We start from the raw sequence: 23,982 nt of genomic DNA on the forward strand, positions 1-23,982 counted from the left end.
GATTTGTCGCGATCAGGCAACTCAGCAGGCGTACATCGCCAGCTTGCGCTGGATGAAATCCAGGAAGCACTGGATGCGCAGCGCCAACTGGGTGTTGCGGTAATACACCGCGTGGATCGGCTGACGGTAGCCATTGTTGGCCTCGCTCAGCAGCACCTGCAGGCGCCCTGTGCGGATATCTTCGTGGGTCATGAAGTGCGACAGGCTGACGATGCCCTCCCCGGCCAACGCCAGCTGGCGAAGGGTTTCGCCGCTGGAAGCGACCAGCGTCGGGCGGATGCTCCAGCGATCGCCCTGAGCGTGGCGTAGCGGCCAGTGATTGAGCGACTCAGGTTGGCTGAAGCCGAGCAGACAGTGGTTGGCCAGGTCCTCGACCTGCCGTGGCGTGCCGTGCTGCTCCAGGTAGGCCGGACTGGCCAGCACCTGCACCGGACTGCAACCCAGGCTGCGCGCGTGCAGGCTGGAGTCGGCCAGCTCTCCGATGCGGATCGCCACATCAGTGCTCTGCTCCAGCAGGTCGATGATCAGGTCGTCGGTGTTGAGCTCCAGTTCGATGCCTGGGTACTGGCGGCGGAACTCGCCAATCCAGGGCAGGATGGCATGCAGCATGAACGGCGCAGCGGCATTGATGCGCAATCGCCCGGTCGGGGTCTGGCGGTTCATCGACAGACGCTCTTCCATCTCGTCCATCTGCTGCAGGATCAGCCGCGCGCGCTCAAGAAAGTAGCGCCCCTCTTCGGTAAGGTCCATGCGCCGGGTGGTGCGGTTGACCAGCGTGGTGCCCAGCTTGCCCTCCAGACGCGACAAGGTGCGGCTGACGGCAGACGGGGTCTGGCCCATCTGCTCGGCAGCAGCGGAAATCGAGCCGCAGTCGATGACGGCGACGAATACCTGGAGTTCTTCGGATCGGGTTTTCACATCAGGGCCTGTGGTTGGTCTGTGCAAGGATTAGATAACCGCTTGTCGAGGCCAAGTCCAGCGGCGCCTGTATGGGCCTCTTCGCGGGCTTGCCCGCTCCCACAAGTACTGCAAAGTCCTTGAAACCTGCGTAATACCTGTGGGAGCGGGCAAGCCCGCGAAGAGGCCGGTACAGACATAAAATTACTGTGCCTTGCCAAACACCTTGTCCAGATGGGCCTCATAAGCTGCCAACGCCGCCGGCACATCCGGGCGCTTCATCACATCCACAGCCAGGAAGGTCGGCAGGCCGGTCATGCCCAGGAACTGGTTGGCCTTGTGGAACGGGAAATACACGGCATCCACCCCTTTGCCTTCAAAGAAATCGCTGGGGTCATCGAACGCCTGCTGCGGCGCGTTCCAAGTCAGCGACAACATGTATTGCTTGCCGTGCACCAGACCACCGCTGCCGTATTTCTGCGAGTGGTCAGAACGGGTACGACCGTCATTGGCATACAGGCTGCCGTGACCGGCAGTGAACACCTCGTCGATGTACTTCTTCACGGTCCACGGCGCGCCCATCCACCAGCCGGGCATCTGATAGACCACCACATCGGCCCAGAGGAATTTCTCCACCTCTTCCTGGGCATCGTAGCCGCCGTCGATGAACGTCTGGCGCACATCGAAACCGGCGCGGTCCAGGTGAGCGATGGCCGCTTCGTGCAAGGTCGCGTTGAGGCGGCCTTCGGAGTGAGCGAACTGTTTACCACCATTGAGCAGAAGGATCTTTTTCATGCTGGCCTCCACGGCCGAATCAAAAATTGATGCCGGCAGGTTAGAGGCTCGCGGGGGCGGGATACAGCGGTGACGGGGCAAAATACAATTGACCAGAAGTCACGAATGAGCAATACATTATTGCCGTAGAATCGACTCACCACCCATCACCGAGTAGCGCCCCATGAGTGAGCCGTTCGCCTTTATCCTCAAAGCCAAGACCCGCCCGGAAATGGCTGATGCGTTCGAAAACCTGTTCCGTCCCTACGTCGAGCCAAGCCGCCAGGAACCCGGCTGCATCGAGTACCACATGTTGCGCGACCAGCAGGACCCAAGCCTGTTTGTGTTCTTCGAAGTGTGGGCCGACAAGGCCGCGCTGGACGTGCACTCGGCCCTTCCGCACATGGCCGCCTTCTTCGAAAAGCGCATGGACTACCTGGAGCGCGATTTCGATATCCAGCGGGTCGACATGCTCAGCGCTTCGTCCGCTAACCGTTGATCAGCAGGTGGCCGCCGAGGGCGGCCAGGCCGATGAAAAAGCAACGCTTGAACAGCAGCGCGCTGATCCGCTGACGCAGCCACTGGCCCGCCAGCATGCCGAGCAAGGCCGGCGCCAGCATCAGCAGCGACGCCCCCAGCGCCTGGCCACCCAAGGCATCCTGCCCGGCCAGGCCTAGGGCCAAGGCCAGGGTCGATACCGTAAACGACAGGCCCAGGGCCTGGATCATCTGCTCGCGGCTCAAGCCCAGGCTCTGCAGGTAAGGCACCGCTGGCATCACGAACACCCCGGTCGACGCAGTGACCACACCCGTGACCAGCCCGCAAAGCGGTCCCAGCCAGCGCTCGTGTCCCGGGGCTAGCTGCAAGCCCGGGCCGACCAACCCATACAACGCATAGACCAGCAAGGCGCCCCCCAGCGCATGCGCAGCCCAGGGGCCACTGTTGATTCCCAGCCAGGCGCTGCCCAGCAAGGTGCCGACAAAAATCAATGCCAGCATCGGCCCCAGGCGGACCAACAACCCTCGCAGGTGCCCGCCGCTGGCCAGCTGCCACAGGTTGGTGAGTGTCGAGGGCACGATCAACAACGCGGCAGCCTGCGCCGGTGGCATAGCCAGGCCCAACAGGCCCATGGCAATGGTCGGCAGGCCCAGGCCGATGACCCCCTTCACTGCTCCAGCCAGCAGAAAGGTCAGTACAACCAGCAACGAGAGTGCCGGGCCAATGTTCTGATAGAAAGCGAGCAAGGTCGTCATGGGCCGATGATGCCGTGCACCGGGCGACGTGAGAATCTGCCATATACTCAGCCAGCCTCTTGCCAGGACAGAGCCACATGCATTTCGACCTGATCGACCTCAAGCTGTTCCAGCACACCCTGGAGTGCGGCAACATCACCGCTGGCGCCGGCCGCAGCCATCTGTCACTGCCGGCAGCCAGTGCGCGCATTCGCGCCATGGAAGCATCACTGGGCATTCCCTTGCTGGAACGTAACCGCCGTGGCGTACAACCAACGCCGGCTGGCCAGGCACTCTTGCAGCATGCACGGCTGATAACGCAGCAGGTCGAACGCCTGCAGTTCGACCTGGGCCAATACGCGCAAGGGCAGCAAGGCCAGGTGCGCCTGCTGTGCAACACCGCTGCGCTGACCGAATACTTGCCCGAACTGCTGGCCAGCTATCTGGCTGAAAACCCTGGAGTCAGCGTGGATGTGCAAGAGCTGCCGAGTTTGCGCATCGTGCAGGCAATTACCCAAGGCATGGCCGACCTGGGCATCGTGTCCACAGCCGCCCCCAGCGAGCACCTGCAGACCCGGCCGTTTCGAGATGACCCGCTGGTGCTGGTGACGCCACAGGCCCACCCCCTGGCCAGTGCGCTGGCGCCAAGCTTCGTCGACAGCCTGGCCCATGGCTATGTCGGCCTGGGGGCCGGCAGTGCACTGGGGTTGTACCTGGAAGAGCAAGCGCTGCACGAGGGGCAGCGCATGCAGGTTCGGGTGCGTGCGGAGGGGTTTGATGGGGTGATCCGCATGGTCGCGGGCGGGGCCGGAATCGGGGTGGTGCCACTGGCAGCAGTACAGCGCTGGCAAGGCATGCTGCCGTTGCACTGGGTGGCACTGCAGGAGCCATGGGCCAACCGCCGGTTGCTGGTGTGCGCACGGGATTTTGCGGCATTGCCGGGCTATGCCGCAGAACTGGTAGCCACCTTTACCGGCTGACGCGCAAGGGCGCACACCACTGTCGAGGCAAACCGCCTGCCATAGCGCGGGCAGACACCTGGACGTCGAGCCCAGGCAACTGCGGCGCGGCCGTTGGGCCTATGGTGACCCGTCATTCAGCCAGTCACCAGGAGTTGTGCCATGTCCGATTTCATCACCGTCCTGCGCGAAACCTGCCCGACGCCGGTCGTGGACGCCACCAAGTGGAAGCGCATCGGCGGCGATCCGCACACCGTCAACCTCAATGCCTATCTGTCGGCTGACGGCAGCAAGATCATGGGCACCTGGATCTGCACCCCGGGCAAGTTCGAGGTCAACTACGATAAATGGGAGTTCTGCCACTTCCTCGATGGCTACTGCATCATCACCCCGGAAGGCGAAGAGCCGAAGCACCTGAAAGCAGGTGATGTGTTCGTGATCGAGCCAGGCATGAAAGGTACGTGGGAAGTGGTCGAGACTGTACGTAAGTATTTCGTCTTCGCCTGACTTGCAGGCGCGGGTTTACCTGCTAATGCGGCGGTGAGGCTTCTGTAGCATTCGCGGGTGAACCCGCTCCTACCACGGCCGCGCACTACCTGTAAGCGTGGACAAAAAAATCGCGGAGCAGACGCCCTTCCCTCTGGTGCGCAGTTACAGAGGGAAGGCCACCTGGCCCGCGATGAAGTCCACCTCTTGCATCAATCCTTCTTGCGATAACCCTCGACGATGGCCGAGAAGTCCTTGCCACCCTCGCCTCGCAGGCTCATGGCCTGGTACAGCTGCTGGGCCACGGCACCGAGAATCACCGGTTGGTGTGCCTGGCGTGCCGCTTCGGTGGCCAACCCCAGGTCCTTGAGCATGAGTTCGGCGCCAAAGCCACCGGTGTAGCCACGCGATGCAGGTGCGGTTTCGATGATGCCCGGCCACGGGTTGTAGGTGTCCGAGCTCCAGCAACGCCCGGTCGAACTGTTGATGATGCCGGCCAGCACCTTGGTATCGATACCCAGCGCGTTACCCAGGGCCATGGCCTCGGACACGCCGATCATCGAAATGCCGAGCAGCAGGTTGTTGCAGATCTTGGCGATCTGGCCGGTACCGACTTCCCCGCAGTGCACGATGTTGCGGCCCATCTGCTCCAGTACCGGCTTGAGGCTGGCGAACAACTCGGTACTGGCGCCGACCATGAACGTCAGGGTGCCGGCCGCCGCGCCGCCAGTACCACCGGAAACCGGCGCATCCCCCATGTCCACGCCCTTTGCCGCTGCGGCCTTGGACACGTCACGTGCGGTCTGCGGGTCGATGGTGCTGCAGTCAACGGTCGGCGTGCCAGGACGAATACCGGCCAGTACGCCGTCCTCGTTCAAGTACACGCTACGCACATGGGCTGCGGCCGGCAGCATGGTGATCACCAGCTCGCTGTTGGCCGCCGCGTCCTTGGGCGAGGGGCTGATCTGCCCGCCCAGTTCTGCCAGCTCGGCCAGCACGGCCTTGTTCAGGTCGAACAGGTTCAGCTGATGCCCGGCCTTGATCAGGTTGCGGGCCATGGGCGCGCCCATGTTGCCCAGGCCGATGAATGCGATACGCATGACGTACTCCTTAGCGCAGGCTAATGGTGGTGTTCACACCGTCGTTGACGCTGTCGTCATCGAACCAGCGAGCAGTGACGGTCTTGGTCTGAGTGTAGAACTGCACCACTTGCTTGCCGTACGGCCCCAGGTCACCGAGTTTGGAACCCCGCGAGCCGGTGAAGCTGAAGAACGGTACGGGTACCGGGATCGGGATGTTGATGCCGACCTGGCCAATATCAATTTCGCTCTGGAACTTGCGTGCTGCCGCGCCGCTCTGGGTGAACAGGCCGGTGCCGTTGCCGAACGGGTTGGCGTTGACCAGGGCGATGGCCTCGTCGAGCGTATCGACTTCCAGGGTCACCAGCACCGGGCCGAAGATTTCCTGGGTATACACCTGCATGTCGGTCTTCACGCCCGAGAACAGGGTTGGGCCGACGAAGTTGCCTTGCTCGTAGCCCGGCACCTTGACGTCACGGCCGTCGAGCTCGAGCTTGGCGCCTTCCTTGATACCGCTTTCGATCAGGCCCAGCACACGCTCCTTGGCACGCTTGGAAACCACCGGGCCAACGTCGGTGCCCGGCTCACAGCCAGCATTGACCTTGAGCTTGCTGGCGGCCTCCTTGATATCCGGCAACCATTCGCGGGCCTTGCCCACCAACACGGCCACGGAGGTCGCCATGCAGCGCTGGCCCGCCGCGCCAAAGGCAGCCCCCACCAGCGCATTGATGGTTTGCGTGCGGTTGGCATCAGGCAGCACCACCGCGTGGTTCTTGGCCCCCATCATTGACTGCACACGCTTGCCATGCTGGCTGCCGAGGTTGTAAACGTGCGTACCGACTTCAGTAGAGCCCACGAAGGAAATCGCCTTGATGTCCTGGTGGGTGCAAATGGCATCCACCACCTGCTTGCCGCCGTGCACCACGTTCAGCACGCCGGCCGGTACGCCGGCTTCCAGCGCCAGCTCGACCAGAAGCATGGTCGACAGCGGATCCTGCTCGGATGGTTTGAGCACGAAGGTGTTGCCGCAGACGATGGCCATGGGGAACATCCACAGCGGGATCATTGCCGGGAAGTTGAACGGGGTGATGCCAGCGCATACGCCGATCGGCTGGCGCAAGGTGTAGGTATCGACACCGCCAGCGACGTTCTCGGCGAATTCGCCCATTTGCAGGGTGCCAATGGATGCAGCGTGCTCGACCACTTCCAGGCCGCGGAAGATATCGCCTTCAGCGTCGGCCAGGGTCTTGCCCTGCTCGGCGCTGAGCACCTGGGCAATGCGTTTGGTGTGTTCGCGGATCAGCGCCTGCAGCTTGAGCATGATGCGCATGCGGGCGCCGATCGGGGTGTTACGCCAGGTCTGGAATGCGCGTTGAGCGGCGGCCACGGCTGCGTCGACTTCCTCGACGGTGGCGAACGGTACGCGCGCCAGCACCTCTTGGGTGGCCGGGTTGACGATGTCACGCCATTCGGTGGTTTTGGACTCGACCCACTGGCCGTCGATCAGCAGCTTGACCTGCTCGACCTTGGTGCTGTTTGGGGATTGCGGTGCGTTCATCTGCGTTCTCCTTGGAATTGTTGTCGGGACGAGATCGCCAGCGCCGGGCAAACGCGAGGTGGCGTCCTGAGGCTTGTTTCGAGTATAGATGTGCAAACATCCAACAAGAACGCACAAAAAAACCGGATCATCATGCAAAAAGACCTTACATCCCTGAGCGCGCTCAACTGGGACGATTTGAAGTTCTTCCTCGAAGTGGCTCGCACCCGCAAGGCCAGCAGTGCCGCCAAACGGCTGAGCGTGGACTACACCACCGTGTCGCGACGCATCAGCTCGCTGGAGGGCGCGCTGGGTACCTTGCTGTTCGAAAAGTCGCGCACCAATGGCTTTGTGCTGACCGCCGAGGGCCAGCGCCTGCTGGGCTATGCCGAATCGATCGAGAGCACGCTGCACATGGCTTGCGAGCAGGTGTCCGGGTCGGGGGTGGCGTTGTCGGGCCATGTGCGCATGGGCTGCACGGAGGGCTTTGGCAGCTTTTTCATCACGCCGCAGCTAAGCCACTTCGTCGACGCCTACCCGGCAATTTCGGTGGACATCCTGCCGCTGCCGCATTTCATCAGCCTGTCCAAGCGTGAGGCGGACATCGTCATCGCGCTGGAGCGGCCCGAGCATGGGCCTTATGTGTGCTGCAAGCTGTGCGACTACCGCCTGCGGCTGTATGCCACCCAGGGCTACCTGGACAGCCACGCGCCGATCCGCCAGGTGACGGATCTGGCCAAACACCCCTTCATCAGTTACGTGGATGACCTGGCGTTCAGCTCCGAGCTGCTGTACCTGGCCAACCTGATCCCCAACGCTAGCGCACATTTGCGCAGTACCAGCGTGATCGCGCAGTACACGGCAGCGCTGCAGGGGCGTGGGCTGGCGATACTGCCGTGCTTTCTCGCCGCGCAGGACCCGCGATTGGTCACGGTGTTGCCGGAGGAGATCGAGGTGACGCGGCAGTTCTGGATGTATTGCCGGGAGGATTTGCGCAAGTTGAAGCGCATTACCCTGCTGTGGGATTACATCCGCGGGGTGACCGAGGCGAATGCGCCGTTGTTGATGGGGCAAACCCGCGAGATGCGCTTTGCCCAGGACTGATGGGCCTGCGCATTTCCGAGCCCCCCTGTAGAAGCGGGCTTGCCCGCGAACACCGGCGAAGCCGGTGCCAGACACCGCGTTGCCCGCGCCTACAGGGGGCTATGTGACAGCCCGAGCGGCGACGATCAGTAGGACGCTACCACGATGGACACCCGACGGTTCTCGGTACGCCCGGCGCTGGTGCGGTTGTCCGCCACCGGCTGGCTGCTGCCCAGGCCACGGCTCTGAATGTTCTGTGCCTGCATGCCAATCCCCACCAGCGCCTTGGTCACGCTTTGCGCGCGGCGCTCGGACAGCTGCTGGTTATACGCCGCCTTGCCCGACGAGTCGGCATGCCCGTCCACCCGCACGCCCTGGATACCCACGCCGAGCAGCGCCTTGCCGATGCGCTCGACAATCGCCTGGCTCTGGCCGTTGAGGCTGTCCAGATCGCTGCCGAACAGCACTTTGCCAGACAAGTCGTAGGCCCAACCTTCATCGGTCGGGGTGAAACCTTCGCGCTTGAGCACGGCAATCTGTTCTGGGGTAAGGCCCTTTTGGGGGGCGCTCTGGCACCCCGTCAGCGCCAGCATGGCGAACAACAAGGCCCAAAGCGGAAAACGTAAAGCGTGCATCACGGGTTCAACTCCTGTTCCTGATTTCATTGGCGGACCGTTCCGTCTGCGCCACTTGCCAATGGCCACGGCGTTCGCGCTTGGCCTGGTACATTGCCGCATCGGCGGCATTCAGAAGACTGGCGGGGTCAGCGCCGTCATCCGGGTAATAGGCAATACCGACACTCAGCGAGGTGGAAACACTGCGGCCACTGTCCAGTTGCACCGGCAGCTCCATGCTGGCAACGATCTTCTCGGCAATGTGTTCGGCATCCTTGCGCGTATGCAAAGGCGTCAACAACACGGCAAACTCGTCGCCCCCCAGGCGCGCCACCAGGTCTTGCTCGCGCAGCTGGGCGCGCACACGTTCGGCCACGCTGATCAATACCTCGTCACCCACGGCGTGGCCGAGGGTGTCGTTGATCTGCTTGAAGTGGTCGCTGTCGAGGAACAGCACTGCCAGGTGGTCCTGCTGGCGCGCCGCATTTCGCACGCTGCGGCTCAGGCGCCCTTCAAAGAAGGCGCGGTTGGGCAAGCCGGTCAGGCTGTCGTGGCTGGCCTGATGGGCCAGGGTCTGGTTTTCGCTCTGCAGGTGGCTATGCCACACCTCCAGTTCATCCAGCAGGGCATTGAAGTCGTTACCCAGCTCGTTCAGCTCGGCAATCGGCGCTTCTGGTACGCGCCGGTCGAAGCTGCGCTCGCGGCGGGCGGCATGGGCGACACTGGCCAGGCCACGCAGCGGGCGGGTGATATCGCTGAGCAGGCGCCGCGACAGATACTGGGCAGCCAGGGCGCTGAGGACCGTGCAGAACAGGATACCGGCCAAGCCACTGAGCAGGAACAGCAACAGGCTCCTGCCCTGGCCTGCCAGTTCGATATGCCCGACCTGCTGTTGCTGGTGCACGATCGGCAGAATGACCGGCTCATCCAGCAAGGCGCTGGCAACCTGCACCTCCAGCTGCGCGAGCATGCCGGTATTGTCGCGTTGCCAGTGCGCCAGTTGCTCGCCCTCGTTGTTGAAGACCTTGGCCTCGGCCACTTCTTCGGTACTGGCAATCAACGCCAGCGATTCGTTGGCGGCGGCGCTGTCATCGAACACCACAGCCGCTTCTACGGTGTAGTTGATCGAGCGGGCGATCAACTGCAGGTTATGGTTGGCATAGACACGCAGGGCGAGCACGCCCAGCAGGGTGAGGGAGATACCCGCCAGGCCAACGGCAAGCAAGGCGACGCTGAGGTGGCCACGGCCCAGCACCGAGCGCAGGGTCGGGCGCACGGTACGCTTGCGGGTCGGCTTCATGGCTGCTCCGCCCGGCGCCGCGACAATTGCAGCACGCTGGGGTGAATGCGCACGCCAGAGCGTGCCACCGAGTCGAGATTGACTTCAAAGGTCACCTGCTGGTCGCGGACCCGCAGGCAGAACAGGCTGCCGACCGTGCATGGGTCATCCGCCTCGCTGATGCTCAGCACCGGGTGGCCGCCAATACGCTGGAACAGCCGATCGCGCTGGCCCTGGTCAAGCTTGCCAATGTAGAGGGCATCGCAGGCCTGGGCGACCTGGGTGTCTTCTGCCAGCAGGCGCCGCACCTGCAGCGGCCGGCCGGACTCCTGGACATGGCCCTTGATGAGATCGTCGGCGTACTCGGTCGGGCCGACCAGGCACAGGCGTAAAGGAGAAGGTTCGACGGGCCAGCGGGCGTAACTGAAAATACCCAGTACTACCTGGGTGACTGCCTTGGCGCGCTGCTGTGCCTGGGCGGCGGTTGTGCCGGGGTCTGCCCGGGCAGCGCCTGCAGAAAGGAACAGGACGGCCAGCAATAGCGAAAGCGCACAGCTTGTCACTCGCCTTGCGGCCACATTCATGTGGGAAATCCCTTTAAGCCCCTTCCGATATCGGCGCAACGATAGCACATGGCCGCTTTATTGTATGAGCCTGCAGCCACGTGTAATGGGTGTCATGGCCCTAGACCTGCTCGAGCATCAACCCGGAAATACGCCGTACTTTGCGCGCCACCGCTTCTTCGAAAATGCCTTGGCGTGGCTCGACCAGGCTGAAGCAGTGCTTGGCCCGGGTGATGCCGGTGTACACCAGTTCCTTGGTCAGCACCGGGTTGAGCGCCTCCGGCAGCACCAGGGCAGTGTGGCTGAACTCCGAGCCCTGGGACTTGTGCACGGTCATGGCGAATACCGTCTCCACTTCGTTGAGCCGGCTCGGCAGAACGAATCGCACACCACCACTGCCGTCGTTGCGCGGGAAGGCCACGCGCAGCAGCGGCTGGCCATGCTCATCCGGCAGGCGCAGGGCAATACCGATGTCACCGTTCATCAGGCCAAGGCCGTAGTCGTTGCGGGTCACCAGCACCGGGCGCCCTTCGTACCAGGGCTGCTGGCTGTCGATCAGACCGGCATTGTGCAGCACTCGCGCCACCCGCTCGTTGAGGCCTTCGACACCCCAGGCGCCCCGGCGCACCGCGCACAGCAACTGGAAATCCTCAAAACTGCGCAACACCTTGCCCGCCCATTGCTCCCAGGCGGGGTCGTCAAAGGCGGTATCAAGTGCCGGCCGGTAACGGCCAAGGGTGCGCAGGTAGCTGCGGTAGCCTTGCGGTCCATCGGTACCGCGGTTCAGGCCGTCGAGTAACAGGCGGTCGAACGCACGATCCTGTTCGTGCTTGAGCGAAAGGCTGTGCACGTCGGCAGGCGGCGCGGCCAGCAGGTTGCGCGCCGCGTGAGCGTCCTGACGATTGACCAGTCTGGCCAGCTGGCCAATACCGCTGCCTTCACCGAAACGCCGTGAAAAACGCAGCATCACCACCTGCTGGGCCAGCGGGTGACGCTGCTCATCGCCGGCCTTAAGGCCACTGCCGGCCAGCGACTCGCCACTGACCTGCTGAAGCCACGCTGCAGTCGCCGGCGAGTAAAAGCCCTCCTCAGCATCCCGGCACAGGTCACCCAGCACCGCGCCGGCCTCGACCGAGGCCAACTGGTCCTTGTCGCCCAGCAGCACCAGACGCGCCCGCGGCGGCAAGGCATCGAGCAGGTTGGCCATCATTTCCAGGTCGATCATCGACGCTTCGTCGACCACCAGCACATCCAACGGCAACGGGTTGCCAGCATGATGGCGAAAGTGCCGCGAGCCCGGGCGGCTGCCGAGCAGGCGATGCACGGTGCTGACTTCAGTGGGGATTTGCCCACGTACTTCGGCGCTGACTTGCAGGCGCTCGACTTGCTGACCAATGGATTCGGTCAGGCGCGCAGCGGCTTTGCCGGTCGGTGCAGCCAGGCGGATGCGCAGTGGCCTGCCCTGCTCCACTGCCGGCGCCTGCAGCAACGCCAGCAGGCGCACCACGGTGGTCGTCTTGCCAGTACCGGGGCCGCCAGTGATGATGCTGAAACCGGCACGGGTGGCCAAGGCACAGGCGAGCTTCTGCCAGTCCACCTGGCCAGCTGGCGCGCCGCCCTCGAACAGTTGCGCCAGACGCTCTGGCAGGTCCGCAGGCGGTGCTTCGGCCTGACTCAGGCGCTGGCGCAGGGCCTGGTCGATGCGCCGCTCGTAACTCCAGTAACGGCGCAGGTAAAGGCGCTCGCCACTGCGTACAAGCGGCCGCGCTTGCTGGCCAGGCGTATCACCTGCGGCCACCAGCGGGCTGGCGCTGATGCGCTGAAGCCAGGCATTTAAGTCAAGGTTGGCCAGCAGTTGCGATGGCAGTAGCAAAGGGCCGATAAGGGCGTCACCTTCCGGCGGCAACGACAGGGCGAAATCAGGCTCGGCCAAGGTTTGTTGCAGGTCGAGGCAGACATGTCCGTGCCCCAGTTGGTGGCTGGCCAGCGCTGCCGCCAGCAATAGCAAGGGATCACTGCCGGGGGCGCGCTCTTCCAGGAACGACACGAATGCGCGGTCCAGGGCACGTAGCCAGCCCCGCTCAACCCAACGGTCGAGTAATTGCAGCAGGTCAGCGCTGTTGTGCTGCGGTGCCAGCGCCAGCAGGTGCTCTGCGTGCAACGGGGTGGGCAACAGGTCGACAAGGCTTCGGCTCATGGCGCAACTCCGGCAAACAGGTCCTGCTGTACCGGCGCGTGCTCGCCACGGAACAGCGCATCGAGGCTTTCGATCAGCTCACGCGGTGGCTTGGCGTGGTACACGCCGTGGCCGCTGCTGCTGGCACCGCGCAGGAAGATGAACAGGGCGCCGCCAACATGGCGGTCATAATCGTAGTCCGCCAGCCGCGCGCGCAACTGGCGGTGCAGGGCCAGCAGGTACAGCACATACTGCAGGTCGTAGCGGTGCTCAAGAATCGCCTTTTCCATGGCCATGGCATCGTAGGCCTGGATGTCCGCACCCAGCCAGTTGGACTTGTAGTCGGTCACGTAGTAACGCCCGTCCAGCTCGAACGCCAGGTCGATGAACCCTTTGAACATGCCGTTTAGCACGGTCGGCTGCGCAGCTGGGCGCGCCAGACCGGGGTGGGTGTGGCGTGCCACCAGGCGATCGAGTTGTTCTGCGTCGACCCGGTGGCTGGCGAACCAGAACTCCATTTCAATCTGGTAATGACGCAGCTGGCCCAGCGTTACGCTCTGGTCGCTGCCCGGCAGCGGCAACGCCTCGCTCAGCAAACGCTGCATCCAGTGGCTCAGGGTGGGGATCCAGCCGGCCCAGTCGCGGCGATTGCAGCGCTGGCCAACGGTACGCTCTATCAGTTGAGGGTTAGCGCTGACCTCGCTGAAGCCCTCACGGCCTGCCCACTCCAGCAAACCATGGAGGAAGGTGCCGGGGTTAGGCCCCCGCGGGAAGCGATGGATATCGCCGCTGTCGGCCGGGACCTCGCGCAACACCTGGGCATCGGGCACCTCGTCGTCCAGCAGTTGCTGTGCCTGCGAGCTGTCGGCGCCGAGGGTCTGATCGCCGACACGAAGGGCACTGTAGGAAGCGATCCACCAGTGCTCGGCAGCCGCATGGCGTGGTCTGCGTGCTGGCAGCAGCTCACGTTCGGCGTGTGGCATGCGATACATCTGCTCATCCGCCTGCGGCAGGCCTGGGCAAGTGATGTGCGGGCAACTTGCCGCCAAAGCCTGCAACCAGTCCGTCAGCTGCGCCGAGCCAGCCAAGGCAAGGCCGCCCCCCAGCAGGTAGCCAAACGCCGAGCGGTGCAGCTGCGAGCTCTTCAGATTACCGCGCTTGAGGTCGGCGACACCCAGCCAGCAAGCATGCTGGGCGCGGGTCAGGGCCACGTAGAGCAGGCGCAGGTCTTCGGCCAGGCGCTCGTCGTCAGCGCGCTCGATCTGCTCCTGGTCGGGTGTGAGGGTGAGGTGAGCGTTACCTTCGCTGTCATGCCAGGCCAGCGGCAGACGGCTACCATCCACCGGTTTGCTGGTGCAGATGAATGGCAGGTAGACCAAGGGATATTCCAGGCCCTTGGACTTGTGGATGGTCACCACCTTGACCAACTGTTCGTCGCTCTCCAGGCGCAGGATCTGCTCTTCACCGGCCTGACCGGAACTGGCCAGATGCTCGGCCAGGTGGCGGATAAGCGCCTGTTCGCCGTCCAGTTCGCCGGCGGCCTGCTGCAGCAGCTCGGCCAGGTGCAGCAGGTTGGTCAGCACCCGCTCGCCATCACTGCGGCGGATCAGTGTGCGCGGTAGCTGGAAGTCATGCAGCAGGTGGCGCAACATCGGCAACACCCCCTGGCGCTGCCAGGTGTCGCGGTACAGGCGAAAACGCATCACCCAGCTCTCCCAGACCCGCTCGTCCTGGTTAAGCCGGTCCAGCGCAGCCAGCGACAGGCCCAGTGTAAGGCTTGCCAGAGCAGCCTTGAGCAGGCGCTCCGAGTCAGGCTCGGCGCAGGCCTTGAGCCAGGCCAGCAGGTCGTGGGCTTCCTGGGCGGCAAACACCGAGTCCTTGTCGGACAGGTAGACGCTGCGCACCTCGCGTGCGGCCAGTTCGGCGCGGACCATCTGCGCCTCATGGCCATCGCGCACCAGGATGGCAATGTCCGAGGGCAAGCAGGCGCGCAATTCGCCTTCGGCATTCCGGAACCCCGACGTGCCCTGCTGGCCGCCATTGAGCAAGGCCACAATATGGCTGGCGCAACTGGCGGCCATTTGCTGGCGGTAAACGCTGCTGGAGACTGGCTCTTCACTTTCCAGCTGCCAGCATTGCAGGGCTGCACTGACTTCACCGTCAATCAGCAGCTGTTCGCCACGCCCCTTGGCGCGCACCTCGATGAATGGCAGCGGGTTGTCATCGGCCTCGCGGAACAGGAATGCACCCCGCCCCGCTTCACGCGCCTCGGCCTGCAGGAACACCTGATTGACCGCCGCCACCATGGCTTTGCTGGAGCGGTAGTTGGTGTCCAGGCTGTGCAGGCGGCCGCTGGTAGCGCGTCGCGCGGCTAGGTAGGTGTAGATGTCGGCACCACGAAAGGCGTAGATCGCCTGCTTGGGGTCGCCGATCATGAACAGACCGGTTTCTGCGCGATTTTCGCTGATCTGGTAGATGCGCTCGAAAATGCCGTACTGAACCGGGTCGGTGTCCTGGAATTCGTCGATCAGCGCTACCGGGAACTGCTCACGGATCAGGCTGGCCAGGCGCTCGCCGGCCTCGCTGGCGAGCGCGTGCTGCAAGCGCACGAGCATGTCGTCGAAGCCCATTTCTGCACGCCGGCGCTTCTCCACTTCGAAACGCGCCGATACCCAACTGGCGGCGTGCTCGAGCAGCGGGGCATCCGGGCTGTCCAGGGCCTGCAGTTGCTGCTGCAAGTGCTGCATGGCGTTGAGGGCTGGGTGCTCGGGAGGTTCTCCCTTCCAGGCCTCGGCCATGCCCGCCGGGGTCAGCCGGGTAAAGCCGGTGCCCAAGTCGAGCTCTACCAGTTGCTCATCGCTGGCCCAAGCGCAGAGCTTGTCGAACCAGGGCTCGAAGTAACGGGCTTGCATCTTGCGGCCGTCGACCTGTTTGGCGGCCAGCGCATCGCGGCAGATTTGCCGCAGTTCCTCGGCCCACTGTGCCCATGGCGCCTTGATGCGGGCCAACTGTGCGCCACGTTGCTGCAGCGATGCCTGGATCAATGCGGCGGGCTCTGGCCCATTCTGCTGGGCGCGCACACGGCCGAACAGTGGGCGAATGCGCGGCAGCAAGGCATCTGGGCTCCCCCAGTTGCCGCGCACCCAGGCCAGTGCGTCACCTTGCATCCCATAGCAGAAGCGCCGCCAGTAATCGCGCATGACCTGGCCCAACAACTCGCTGTGGTCGGTTTCCAGGGTCTGGGTGAACAGGCTGCCGCTGTCGAAGGCATGCTCGCGCAGCATGCGCTGGCACCAGCCATGGATGGTCGATACCGCAGCCTCGTCCATCCACTGCACGGCGATTTCCAACCGGCCGGCGCAACGCGGCCAGTTTTCTTGTGGGTAATCGTCACGCAGTTGGTGCAACAGTGGATCGGCGCCTTCCAGTTCGCCACGGAAGAACCTTGCGGCTTCAGCCAGGCGGGCGCGGATACGCTCGCGCAGCTCTTTGGTGGCGGCGTCGGTGAAGGTCACCACGAGGATCTGCGGTGGCAGCAGCTCGCGTTCGAAGCCCTGTTCGCCACCGTGACCGAGGATCAGGCGCAGGTACAGCGCCGAAATGGTGAAGGTCTTGCCCGTACCGGCGCTGGCCTCGATCAGCTGGCTACCGTGCAGGGGGAAACTCAGTGCCAGAGGACGGTCCTGGGTCATGCGCCTTTCTCCGGGTTGCCCAAGGTCTGCCAAGGGGCGGTAAACAACGGGCGATACAAGGTTTCGCACCAGCCTTCAAACGTTTCGTCAGCGGTGAGTGCTGCAAAGTCCCGGAACTGGCGGGCCAAGGCAATGCTTTCACTCCGTTCGCCAAAGCTGGTGCGTTCGTCGCCTTCGTAGGCGCGAGCTGCTGCGGCCAGGGCTTTATCCGCATCGTCCTGGGCCAACCAGGCGAACGCGGTCTTGGCCGCGACTGGCAACGGCGCGTTCATTGCCGCCTGACGGGCCACCAACAGGTCGCCCAGCAGTTGCGCGGCCTGCGCTTGCGGCAGGGGTGCAAGCAACAGGGTCAGGTCACTGGCTACCAATGCACTGTTATAGGGGTAGCCCGCCGCACAGGCCGCCAGGTGCGTAACCCAGGGCGCGATAAGGCGGTGCCACTTCAGGTTGTTGCGCCCGGCACTGATGGTGTTGGGTACTGTGGTGATACTGAGAAGGCTCTGATCTTCCGCCTGGAACACCCGGCCCAGCCAGCCCTCCAGACGGTGCTGACCGTGCTCGAAATGCACCGGCAAAGCGCCCTCGACCAGCTGTGGCCAGCGTTGCAGCAATTGCTGGTGACGTTGCAGCAGGTCCGGCAGCGGTTCGATCAACTCGTTTTGCAGCAGTTCGCCGAAACCGGCTAGCGGCAGCAGACCGCAGGCCTGCAGGCGTCGGGCCTGGGCGCGCAAGGCTTGTTCGGCGTTGTCCGGTTCGGCCAAGGCGGCGCCAAGCAGGCTTTCACTGGCGCCGTAGCGTTGCAGGGTATCGAGGACGAAGGGCTCTTCGTCCGGGGTCGGCGCTTCCAGCGCCTCAAAGTACACCTTCAAGCGCTGGCTGAAGAAGTGCCGTACCGGGTGGCGCAAGAAGTCATTCAGCTGGTGCAGACTCAGGGCTTCAGCGTCCTGATAAGGCGGCAAGCCCGGCTCGCTCTGCGCGTCTGTCTCACCCTGCTGGTGCAGCACCTGCCATTCATGGGCATAGCTGAACAGTGGGCTGCCCTTCTGGAAGTACCGAGGGCTGAACGGCTGCAGCGGGTGCTCCTGGGTCAGTGCGTGCAACAGTTGCTCGCCCGGTCTCGCGGGCTGGCCCTGCTGCGCGTCGGCCAAATGCCAGCCCGCAGCGATGTGATCGCGCAACTGGCCGATCAGCACCGAGGCCGGGCGTTCGCTATTGTCGCGGATACTGCGCCCGACCCAGCTGACATACAGTTGGTCACGTGCTGACAGTAGCGCTTCAAGTAACAGGTAACGGTCGTCTTCGCGGCGTGAGCGGTCGCCGGGGCGATAGTCGCTGGCCATCAGGTCGAAGTCCAGCGGTGGCTGCGCACGCGGGTAATCGCCATCGTTCATGCCCAGCAGGCAGACCACTCTGAAGGGGATCGCGCGCATGGGCATGAGTGTGCAGAAGTTGACCGAGCCGGCGAGGAAACGTTGTGACAGCTTGCCCTGATCGAGGCCCGACAGCCAGGCTTCACGCACCACGGTAAGCGGTAGCGGGTCGTGCAGGCCGACGGTCTCGCACACCTCAAGCCAGCTATCACGCAAATCCTGCAACTGCATCAACAGGAACTCATCACCCTCGTCCTCGGCGAGGAAGAACACGTGCAGCAAGGCATGCAGTCGCTCGCCCCACTGGCTGACGGTGGCAGGCTCGGACAAGGCCTGGCAGGCGACTTCGAGCGCATCCAGCAACGCGACCAGCGGGCCGATCAGTGCCGCGTCCAGGCCACCGATTTCATCGTAGGGTTCAATGCCATCACAGGCCTCACCCACCCCCACGGCATAACCCAACAGCATGCGGCGCAGGCCGAAACGCCAACTGTTCTGTTCGAGCCCGGCGGGCAAGCCCAGGCTCGCCCGCTGCGCGGCGTCAAGGCCCCAACGGATGCCAGCGCCCTCGATCCAGCGGTGCAGCGTGGGCAGGTCGTTTTCGCGGATGCCGAAGCGGGCGCGGACTGCCGGCACGTCCAGCAGGTCGAGCACTTCGCTGACCGCGAAGCGGCTGTCAGGCAGTTTGAGCAGGTGCTCAAGCGCGATCAGCAAAGGCTCGCGACCACGCTGGCCCTGGTCTGTCAGGGTGAACGGGATGTAGCGTGGATCGTTACGCTGCAACTGGCCGAAGACGGCGCGGATATGCGGCGCGTAAGTGTCGATGTCCGGCAGCATGACGATCACGTCGCGCGGGCGCAAAGTCGGGTCGGCGCTGAAGCGGGCCAACAGCTGGTCGTGGAGGATCTCCACTTCACGTTGCGGGCTGTGCGCGATATGGAAGCGGATCGAGCGGTCTTTTGTGGTGTCGACTGCCGGCCACCGTTCGCGGCTCTCGGCGAGCGGGCGCAATTCCAGGATGTCGTCCTGCAGTTCGTTGAGCAGCGTGGTGGGCGAACCGTCGCTGAACAGGTCGATGCGGCCGTCGCTGAACACGCCCTGGTAGCTGCCTGGGTCATCATAGCTGTCGAGCAGGTTGATGTAGTCGCGGCCTTGTTTACCCCAGGCTGCCAGCAACGGGTGGGCATGCTGGTGCAGCGTCTGGTCGTCCAGTTGCAGGGGCATGCCTTGCTTGCGTTGCTGGCGTTTGTACTGGTGGCGCAACAGGTCCTTGTCGGCAACGATATCGGCCCAGTGGTGGCGGCATGGGTTGTGTACGCACAGCAATACCTGACTGAAACGCGACAGGCCTGCCAGTGCTTCCAGGGCCTGGGCCGGCAGCGAAGAGATACCGAACACGATCACCCTCGGTGGCAGCCCTGCAGGCGCCTGCTCCAGGCTGTTGATGCGCTCGATGAAACGTTGGTGTACCCCGGCGCGGCTTTGCGCCATGCCTTGCTCGCCAACATCCTCCAGCAATGCTCGCCACAACTCGGCTTGCCAGCGGTTGCCTGGCGGCAGAACTTTGCGCTCGCCGCGGGCCGTGTTGATGACGTGCTCACCAGTGGCCCAGTCCTTGAGCCAATCGGCGCGGTAGACCTGATACTGGTCGAACAGGTCGGCCAAGCGCTCGGCGAGCTGGTAGCGCTTGCGCAAGTCACTGTCATCGGTGAGGAAGCGCCGCAGTGGCTCGAAATGCGGGCGCTCGATGAGCGCTGGCAACAGGCGCATCAGGCGCCAGGTCAGGGGTGCCTTGTCGAGCAGAGACACTTCGGGGATTTCGCTACGGCCAAGCACGCTGCGGTAGAGCTGCCACATAAAGCTACCGGGCAGTTGCACATCGATTGCAGCGGCGATGCCGCAGCCGCCTTGGTCATCTTCCAGCGGATCTTCAGCCAGGGCCAGCTTGAGCCATTGGGCAATGCCATTGCTTTGCACCAGGGCAATTTCGTTTTCCAGAGGCGCCAGCGGGTAGCGACGCATCCAGCTCACTACCAGGCTACGCAGGTCGTCGAGGCGGTTGCCGTGGACGATCATGAAGCCAGGGTGGAGATGGGCGGTGTTGAGCATCGGAAGGTCTCTGGAGGCGCTGATGGCTGAGAGGGGAACGATATCACGCGTACATGAAACGGCCGAATGCCATCAGGCTGCGGGAGCGGCCGTGCCCGCTCCCGCAGCGATTCGCGCAGGTCGAGTTTTTTGCCCACAAAGACAAAACCCCTACCTGCGTGCGCAGATAGGGGTTTTGCGAAATGAATCTTGACGATGACCTACTCTCACATGGGGAAACCCCACACTACCATCGGCGATGCATCGTTTCACTACTGAGTTCGGGATGGGATCAGGTGGTTCCAATGCTCTATGGTCGTCAAGAAATTCTGTTGCCGGAATGTCCAGATGGACAGCCCAGCGAATTCGGATATGCGATATTTGCGAAGCTCTTGTGTAAAGCACGAATTTTCGGGTCTTTCGTCTTCACCACCACAATCTGCGTAGCAGATTGCTTGGGTGTTATATGGTCAAGCCTCACGGGCAATTAGTATTGGTTAGCTCAACGCCTCACAGCGCTTACACACCCAACCTATCAACGTCGTAGTCTTCGACGGCCCTTTAGGGGATTCAAGATCCCAGTGAGATCTCATCTTGAGGCAAGTTTCCCGCTTAGATGCTTTCAGCGGTTATCTCTTCCGAACATAGCTACCCGGCAATGCCACTGGCGTGACAACCGGAACACCAGAGGTTCGTCCACTCCGGTCCTCTCGTACTAGGAGCAGCCCCTCTCAAATCTCAAACGTCCACGGCAGATAGGGACCGAACTGTCTCACGACGTTCTAAACCCAGCTCGCGTACCACTTTAAATGGCGAACAGCCATACCCTTGGGACCGGCTTCAGCCCCAGGATGTGATGAGCCGACATCGAGGTGCCAAACACCGCCGTCGATATGAACTCTTGGGCGGTATCAGCCTGTTATCCCCGGAGTACCTTTTATCCGTTGAGCGATGGCCCTTCCATACAGAACCACCGGATCACTAAGACCTACTTTCGTACCTGCTCGACGTGTTTGTCTCGCAGTCAAGCGCGCTTTTGCCTTTATACTCTACGACCGATTTCCGACCGGTCTGAGCGCACCTTCGTACTCCTCCGTTACTCTTTGGGAGGAGACCGCCCCAGTCAAACTACCCACCATACACTGTCCTCGATCCGGATAACGGACCTGAGTTAGAACCTCAAAGTTGCCAGGGTGGTATTTCAAGGATGGCTCCATGAGAACTGGCGTCCCCACTTCAAAGCCTCCCACCTATCCTACACAAGCAAATTCAAAGTCCAGTGCAAAGCTATAGTAAAGGTTCACGGGGTCTTTCCGTCTAGCCGCGGATACACTGCATCTTCACAGCGATTTCAATTTCACTGAGTCTCGGGTGGAGACAGCGCCGCCATCGTTACGCCATTCGTGCAGGTCGGAACTTACCCGACAAGGAATTTCGCTACCTTAGGACCGTTATAGTTACGGCCGCCGTTTACCGGGGCTTCGATCAAGAGCTTCGCTTGCGCTAACCCCATCAATTAACCTTCCGGCACCGGGCAGGCGTCACACCCTATACGTCCACTTTCGTGTTTGCAGAGTGCTGTGTTTTTAATAAACAGTCGCAGCGGCCTGGTATCTTCGACCGGCATGGGCTTACGGAGCAAGTCCTTCACCCTCGCCGGCGCACCTTCTCCCGAAGTTACGGTGCCATTTTGCCTAGTTCCTTCACCCGAGTTCTCTCAAGCGCCTTGGTATTCTCTACCTAACCACCTGTGTCGGTTTGGGGTACGGTTCCCAGTTATCTGAAGCTTAGGAGCTTTTCTTGGAAGCATGGTATCAACCACTTCGTCGCCTGAAGGCAACTCGTCATCAGCTCTCGGCCTTGAAATCCCGGATTTGCCTAAGATTTCAGCCTACCACCTTAAACCTGGACAACCAACGCCAGGCTGGCCTAACCTTCTCCGTCCCTCCATCGCAATAACTGGAAGTACAGGAATATTAACCTGTTTTCCATCGACTACGCTTTTCAGCCTCGCCTTAGGGACCGACTAACCCTGCGTCGATTAACGTTGCGCAGGAAACCTTGGTCTTTCGGCGTGCGAGTTTTTCACTCGCATTGTCGTTACTCATGTCAGCATTCGCACTTCTGATACCTCCAGCAAGCTTCTCAACTCACCTTCACAGGCTTACAGAACGCTCCTCTACCGCATCATCATAAGATGATACCCGTAGCTTCGGTGCATGGTTTGAGCCCCGTTACATCTTCCGCGCAGGCCGACTCGACTAGTGAGCTATTACGCTTTCTTTAAAGGGTGGCTGCTTCTAAGCCAACCTCCTAGCTGTCTAAGCCTTCCCACATCGTTTCCCACTTAACCATGACTTTGGGACCTTAGCTGACGGTCTGGGTTGTTTCCCTTTTCACGACGGACGTTAGCACCCGCCGTGTGTCTCCCATGCTCGGCACTTGTAGGTATTCGGAGTTTGCATCGGTTTGGTAAGTCGGGATGACCCCCTAGCCGAAACAGTGCTCTACCCCCTACAGTGATACATGAGGCGCTACCTAAATAGCTTTCGAGGAGAACCAGCTATCTCCGAGCTTGATTAGCCTTTCACTCCGATCCACAGGTCATCCGCTAACTTTTCAACGGTAGTCGGTTCGGTCCTCCAGTCAGTGTTACCTAACCTTCAACCTGCCCATGGATAGATCGCCCGGTTTCGGGTCTATACCCAGCGACTAAACGCCCTATTAAGACTCGCTTTCGCTACGCCTCCCCTATTCGGTTAAGCTCGCCACTGAATATAAGTCGCTGACCCATTATACAAAAGGTACGCAGTCACCTAACAAAGTAGGCTCCCACTGCTTGTACGCATACGGTTTCAGGTTCTATTTCACTCCCCTCTCCGGGGTTCTTTTCGCCTTTCCCTCACGGTACTGGTTCACTATCGGTCAGTCAGTAGTATTTAGCCTTGGAGGATGGTCCCCCCATATTCAGACAAAGTTTCTCGTGCTCCGTCCTACTCGATTTCATTGACAAGAGATTTTCGTGTACGGGGCTATCACCCACTATGGCCGCACTTTCCAGAGCGTTCCACTAATCTCAAATCAACTTAAGGGCTGGTCCCCGTTCGCTCGCCACTACTAAGGGAATCTCGGTTGATTTCTTTTCCTCAGGGTACTTAGATGTTTCAGTTCCCCTGGTTCGCCTCTTGCACCTATGTATTCAGTACAAGATAACCAGCTTATGCTGGCTGGGTTCCCCCATTCAGAGATCTCTGGATCACAGTCTGTTTGCCGACTCCCCAAAGCTTATCGCAGGCTACCACGTCTTTCATCGCCTCTGACTGCCAAGGCATCCACCGTATGCGCTTCTTCACTTGACCATATAACCCCAAGCAATCTGGTTATACTGTGAAGACGACATTCGCCGAAAATTCGTACGTTGCTCTTTCGAGCAGAACTCACAAATTTTACCTTAGCCTGATCCACCAGCAGTGAAACTGGTGTTCAGTCTATATCTATCACATATCCGAATTTTTAAAGAACGATCTGACAAAAGTCAGAAATCAACATTCGACGCGAATGCTCATTTCTGAGTTTGATCAAGGTAAAGCAAGTGGTGGAGCCAAGCGGGATCGAACCGCTGACCTCCTGCGTGCAAGGCAGGCGCTCTCCCAGCTGAGCTATGGCCCCGCATATTGGTAGGTCTGGGCAGATTTGAACTGCAGAAGAGCCGTCCTCACCACTCTTTATCCAGAGGCATGGGGTGCTCAACATTCTAACCAAAATTGGTAGGTCTGGGCAGATTTGAACTGCCGACCTCACCCTTATCAGGGGTGCGCTCTAACCAACTGAGCTACAGACCTAAGGGTAAAACTTTGGGTCTTGATCGTCTTTATACAATGAATCAAGCAATTCGTGTGGGAGCTCATCAGCAGGCTGATGTCGTCGATTAAGGAGGTGATCCAGCCGCAGGTTCCCCTACGGCTACCTTGTTACGACTTCACCCCAGTCATGAATCACACCGTGGTAACCGTCCCCCCGAAGGTTAGACTAGCTACTTCTGGTGCAACCCACTCCCATGGTGTGACGGGCGGTGTGTACAAGGCCCGGGAACGTATTCACCGCGACATTCTGATTCGCGATTACTAGCGATTCCGACTTCACGCAGTCGAGT

Annotated in this window: 15 protein-coding genes, 2 tRNA genes and 3 rRNA genes (1 of these 20 only partly in view); 4 read left to right on the plus strand and 16 right to left on the minus strand. The window is 61.7% G+C overall.

All coding sequences use genetic code 11. From position 1 onward, the window contains the following. Positions 1 to 21 precede the first annotated feature (21 nt). Together LU682_RS25395 and mdaB are read right to left on the minus strand one after the other, a co-directional pair. Positions 22 to 918 carry a LysR family transcriptional regulator gene (locus LU682_RS25395; protein WP_010955316.1) on the minus strand — a complete coding sequence of 299 codons (897 nt, stop codon included), beginning with the start codon at positions 916 to 918 and terminating at the stop codon, positions 22 to 24. A gap of 183 nt (positions 919 to 1,101) precedes the next feature. Beyond that, positions 1,102 to 1,692 carry an NADPH:quinone oxidoreductase MdaB gene (mdaB, locus tag LU682_RS25400; protein ID WP_049587100.1) on the minus strand — a complete coding sequence of 197 codons (591 nt, stop codon included), beginning with the start codon at positions 1,690 to 1,692 and terminating at the stop codon, positions 1,102 to 1,104. Positions 1,693 to 1,855: 163 nt separating this feature from the next. On the opposite strand from mdaB, the gene LU682_RS25405 reads away from it, so the two are divergent. Then, positions 1,856 to 2,170 carry a putative quinol monooxygenase gene (locus LU682_RS25405; RefSeq protein ID WP_010955318.1) on the plus strand — a complete coding sequence of 105 codons (315 nt, stop codon included), beginning with the start codon at positions 1,856 to 1,858 and terminating at the stop codon, positions 2,168 to 2,170. Here LU682_RS25405 and LU682_RS25410 read toward each other — a convergent pair. Further along, positions 2,160 to 2,924, minus strand: coding sequence for a sulfite exporter TauE/SafE family protein (locus LU682_RS25410; protein WP_010955319.1), 765 nt, complete (start codon positions 2,922 to 2,924; stop codon positions 2,160 to 2,162). The genes LU682_RS25405 and LU682_RS25410 overlap by 11 nt on opposite strands. 77 nt (positions 2,925 to 3,001) lie before the next feature. Here LU682_RS25410 and LU682_RS25415 point away from each other — a divergent pair, with 77 nt between their 5' ends. Further along, positions 3,002 to 3,883 carry a LysR family transcriptional regulator gene (locus LU682_RS25415; RefSeq protein ID WP_010955320.1) on the plus strand — a complete coding sequence of 294 codons (882 nt, stop codon included), beginning with the start codon at positions 3,002 to 3,004 and terminating at the stop codon, positions 3,881 to 3,883. A gap of 141 nt (positions 3,884 to 4,024) precedes the next feature. Beyond that, on the plus strand, positions 4,025 to 4,369 hold the full coding sequence (locus LU682_RS25420) for a cupin domain-containing protein (RefSeq protein ID WP_003251579.1): 345 nt from the start codon (positions 4,025 to 4,027) through the stop codon (positions 4,367 to 4,369). Between the two features lie 191 nt (positions 4,370 to 4,560). On the opposite strand, the gene mmsB is transcribed toward LU682_RS25420, so the two are convergent. Beyond that, complete coding sequence (gene mmsB / locus LU682_RS25425) at positions 4,561 to 5,448, minus strand: 3-hydroxyisobutyrate dehydrogenase (RefSeq protein ID WP_010955321.1); 888 nt, start codon at positions 5,446 to 5,448, stop codon at positions 4,561 to 4,563. A gap of 10 nt (positions 5,449 to 5,458) precedes the next feature. Then, positions 5,459 to 6,985 carry a CoA-acylating methylmalonate-semialdehyde dehydrogenase gene (locus LU682_RS25430; RefSeq protein WP_010955322.1) on the minus strand — a complete coding sequence of 509 codons (1,527 nt, stop codon included), beginning with the start codon at positions 6,983 to 6,985 and terminating at the stop codon, positions 5,459 to 5,461. 132 nt (positions 6,986 to 7,117) lie between these two features. On the opposite strand from LU682_RS25430, the gene LU682_RS25435 reads away from it, so the two are divergent. Further along, positions 7,118 to 8,068: a LysR family transcriptional regulator gene (locus tag LU682_RS25435; RefSeq protein WP_010955323.1), complete on the plus strand. Its 951-nt coding sequence runs from the start codon at positions 7,118 to 7,120 to the stop codon at positions 8,066 to 8,068. A 125-nt stretch (positions 8,069 to 8,193) separates the two neighbouring features. On the opposite strand, the gene yfiB is transcribed toward LU682_RS25435, so the two are convergent. The 11 genes from yfiB to LU682_RS25490 form a co-directional block, all read right to left on the minus strand. Then, positions 8,194 to 8,685: an outer membrane lipoprotein YfiB gene (gene yfiB / locus LU682_RS25440; protein WP_049587103.1), complete on the minus strand. Its 492-nt coding sequence runs from the start codon at positions 8,683 to 8,685 to the stop codon at positions 8,194 to 8,196. Between the two features lie 4 nt (positions 8,686 to 8,689). Further along, on the minus strand, positions 8,690 to 9,961 hold the full coding sequence (gene dgcN, locus LU682_RS25445; RefSeq protein ID WP_010955325.1) for a diguanylate cyclase DgcN/YfiN: 1,272 nt from the start codon (positions 9,959 to 9,961) through the stop codon (positions 8,690 to 8,692). Continuing rightward, positions 9,958 to 10,524: a regulatory sequestration protein YfiR gene (yfiR, locus tag LU682_RS25450; RefSeq protein WP_010955326.1), complete on the minus strand. Its 567-nt coding sequence runs from the start codon at positions 10,522 to 10,524 to the stop codon at positions 9,958 to 9,960. The genes dgcN and yfiR overlap by 4 nt, the downstream gene beginning before the upstream one ends. Before the next feature lie 100 nt (positions 10,525 to 10,624). Beyond that, on the minus strand, positions 10,625 to 12,700 hold the full coding sequence (recD, locus tag LU682_RS25455; protein ID WP_010955327.1) for an exodeoxyribonuclease V subunit alpha: 2,076 nt from the start codon (positions 12,698 to 12,700) through the stop codon (positions 10,625 to 10,627). Further along, the gene (gene recB / locus LU682_RS25460) at positions 12,697 to 16,371 is read right to left on the minus strand and encodes an exodeoxyribonuclease V subunit beta (RefSeq protein ID WP_010955328.1); all 3,675 of its coding nucleotides are present in this window, start codon (positions 16,369 to 16,371) and stop codon (positions 12,697 to 12,699) included. The genes recD and recB overlap by 4 nt, the downstream gene beginning before the upstream one ends. Continuing rightward, the gene (gene recC, locus LU682_RS25465; RefSeq protein ID WP_010955329.1) at positions 16,368 to 19,850 is read right to left on the minus strand and encodes an exodeoxyribonuclease V subunit gamma; all 3,483 of its coding nucleotides are present in this window, start codon (positions 19,848 to 19,850) and stop codon (positions 16,368 to 16,370) included. The genes recB and recC overlap by 4 nt, the downstream gene beginning before the upstream one ends. Positions 19,851 to 20,037: 187 nt before the next feature. After that, a 5S ribosomal RNA gene (rrf, locus tag LU682_RS25470) occupies positions 20,038 to 20,153 on the minus strand. A 142-nt stretch (positions 20,154 to 20,295) separates the two neighbouring features. Then, positions 20,296 to 23,188: ribosomal RNA gene (locus LU682_RS25475) — 23S ribosomal RNA — on the minus strand. A 234-nt stretch (positions 23,189 to 23,422) separates the two neighbouring features. Beyond that, positions 23,423 to 23,498: transfer RNA gene (locus tag LU682_RS25480), tRNA-Ala, on the minus strand. A 96-nt stretch (positions 23,499 to 23,594) separates the two neighbouring features. Further along, positions 23,595 to 23,671 (minus strand) — tRNA-Ile (locus LU682_RS25485). 87 nt (positions 23,672 to 23,758) lie between these two features. Further along, positions 23,759 to 23,982, minus strand: a 16S ribosomal RNA gene (locus LU682_RS25490); it runs 1,313 nt beyond the window's last position. Together the 16S, 23S and 5S rRNA genes with 2 tRNA genes alongside form the textbook arrangement of a ribosomal RNA operon.

The organism is Pseudomonas alloputida (genome assembly GCF_021283545.2).
GTDB classification, from domain to species: Bacteria; Pseudomonadota; Gammaproteobacteria; order Pseudomonadales; family Pseudomonadaceae; genus Aquipseudomonas; species Aquipseudomonas alloputida.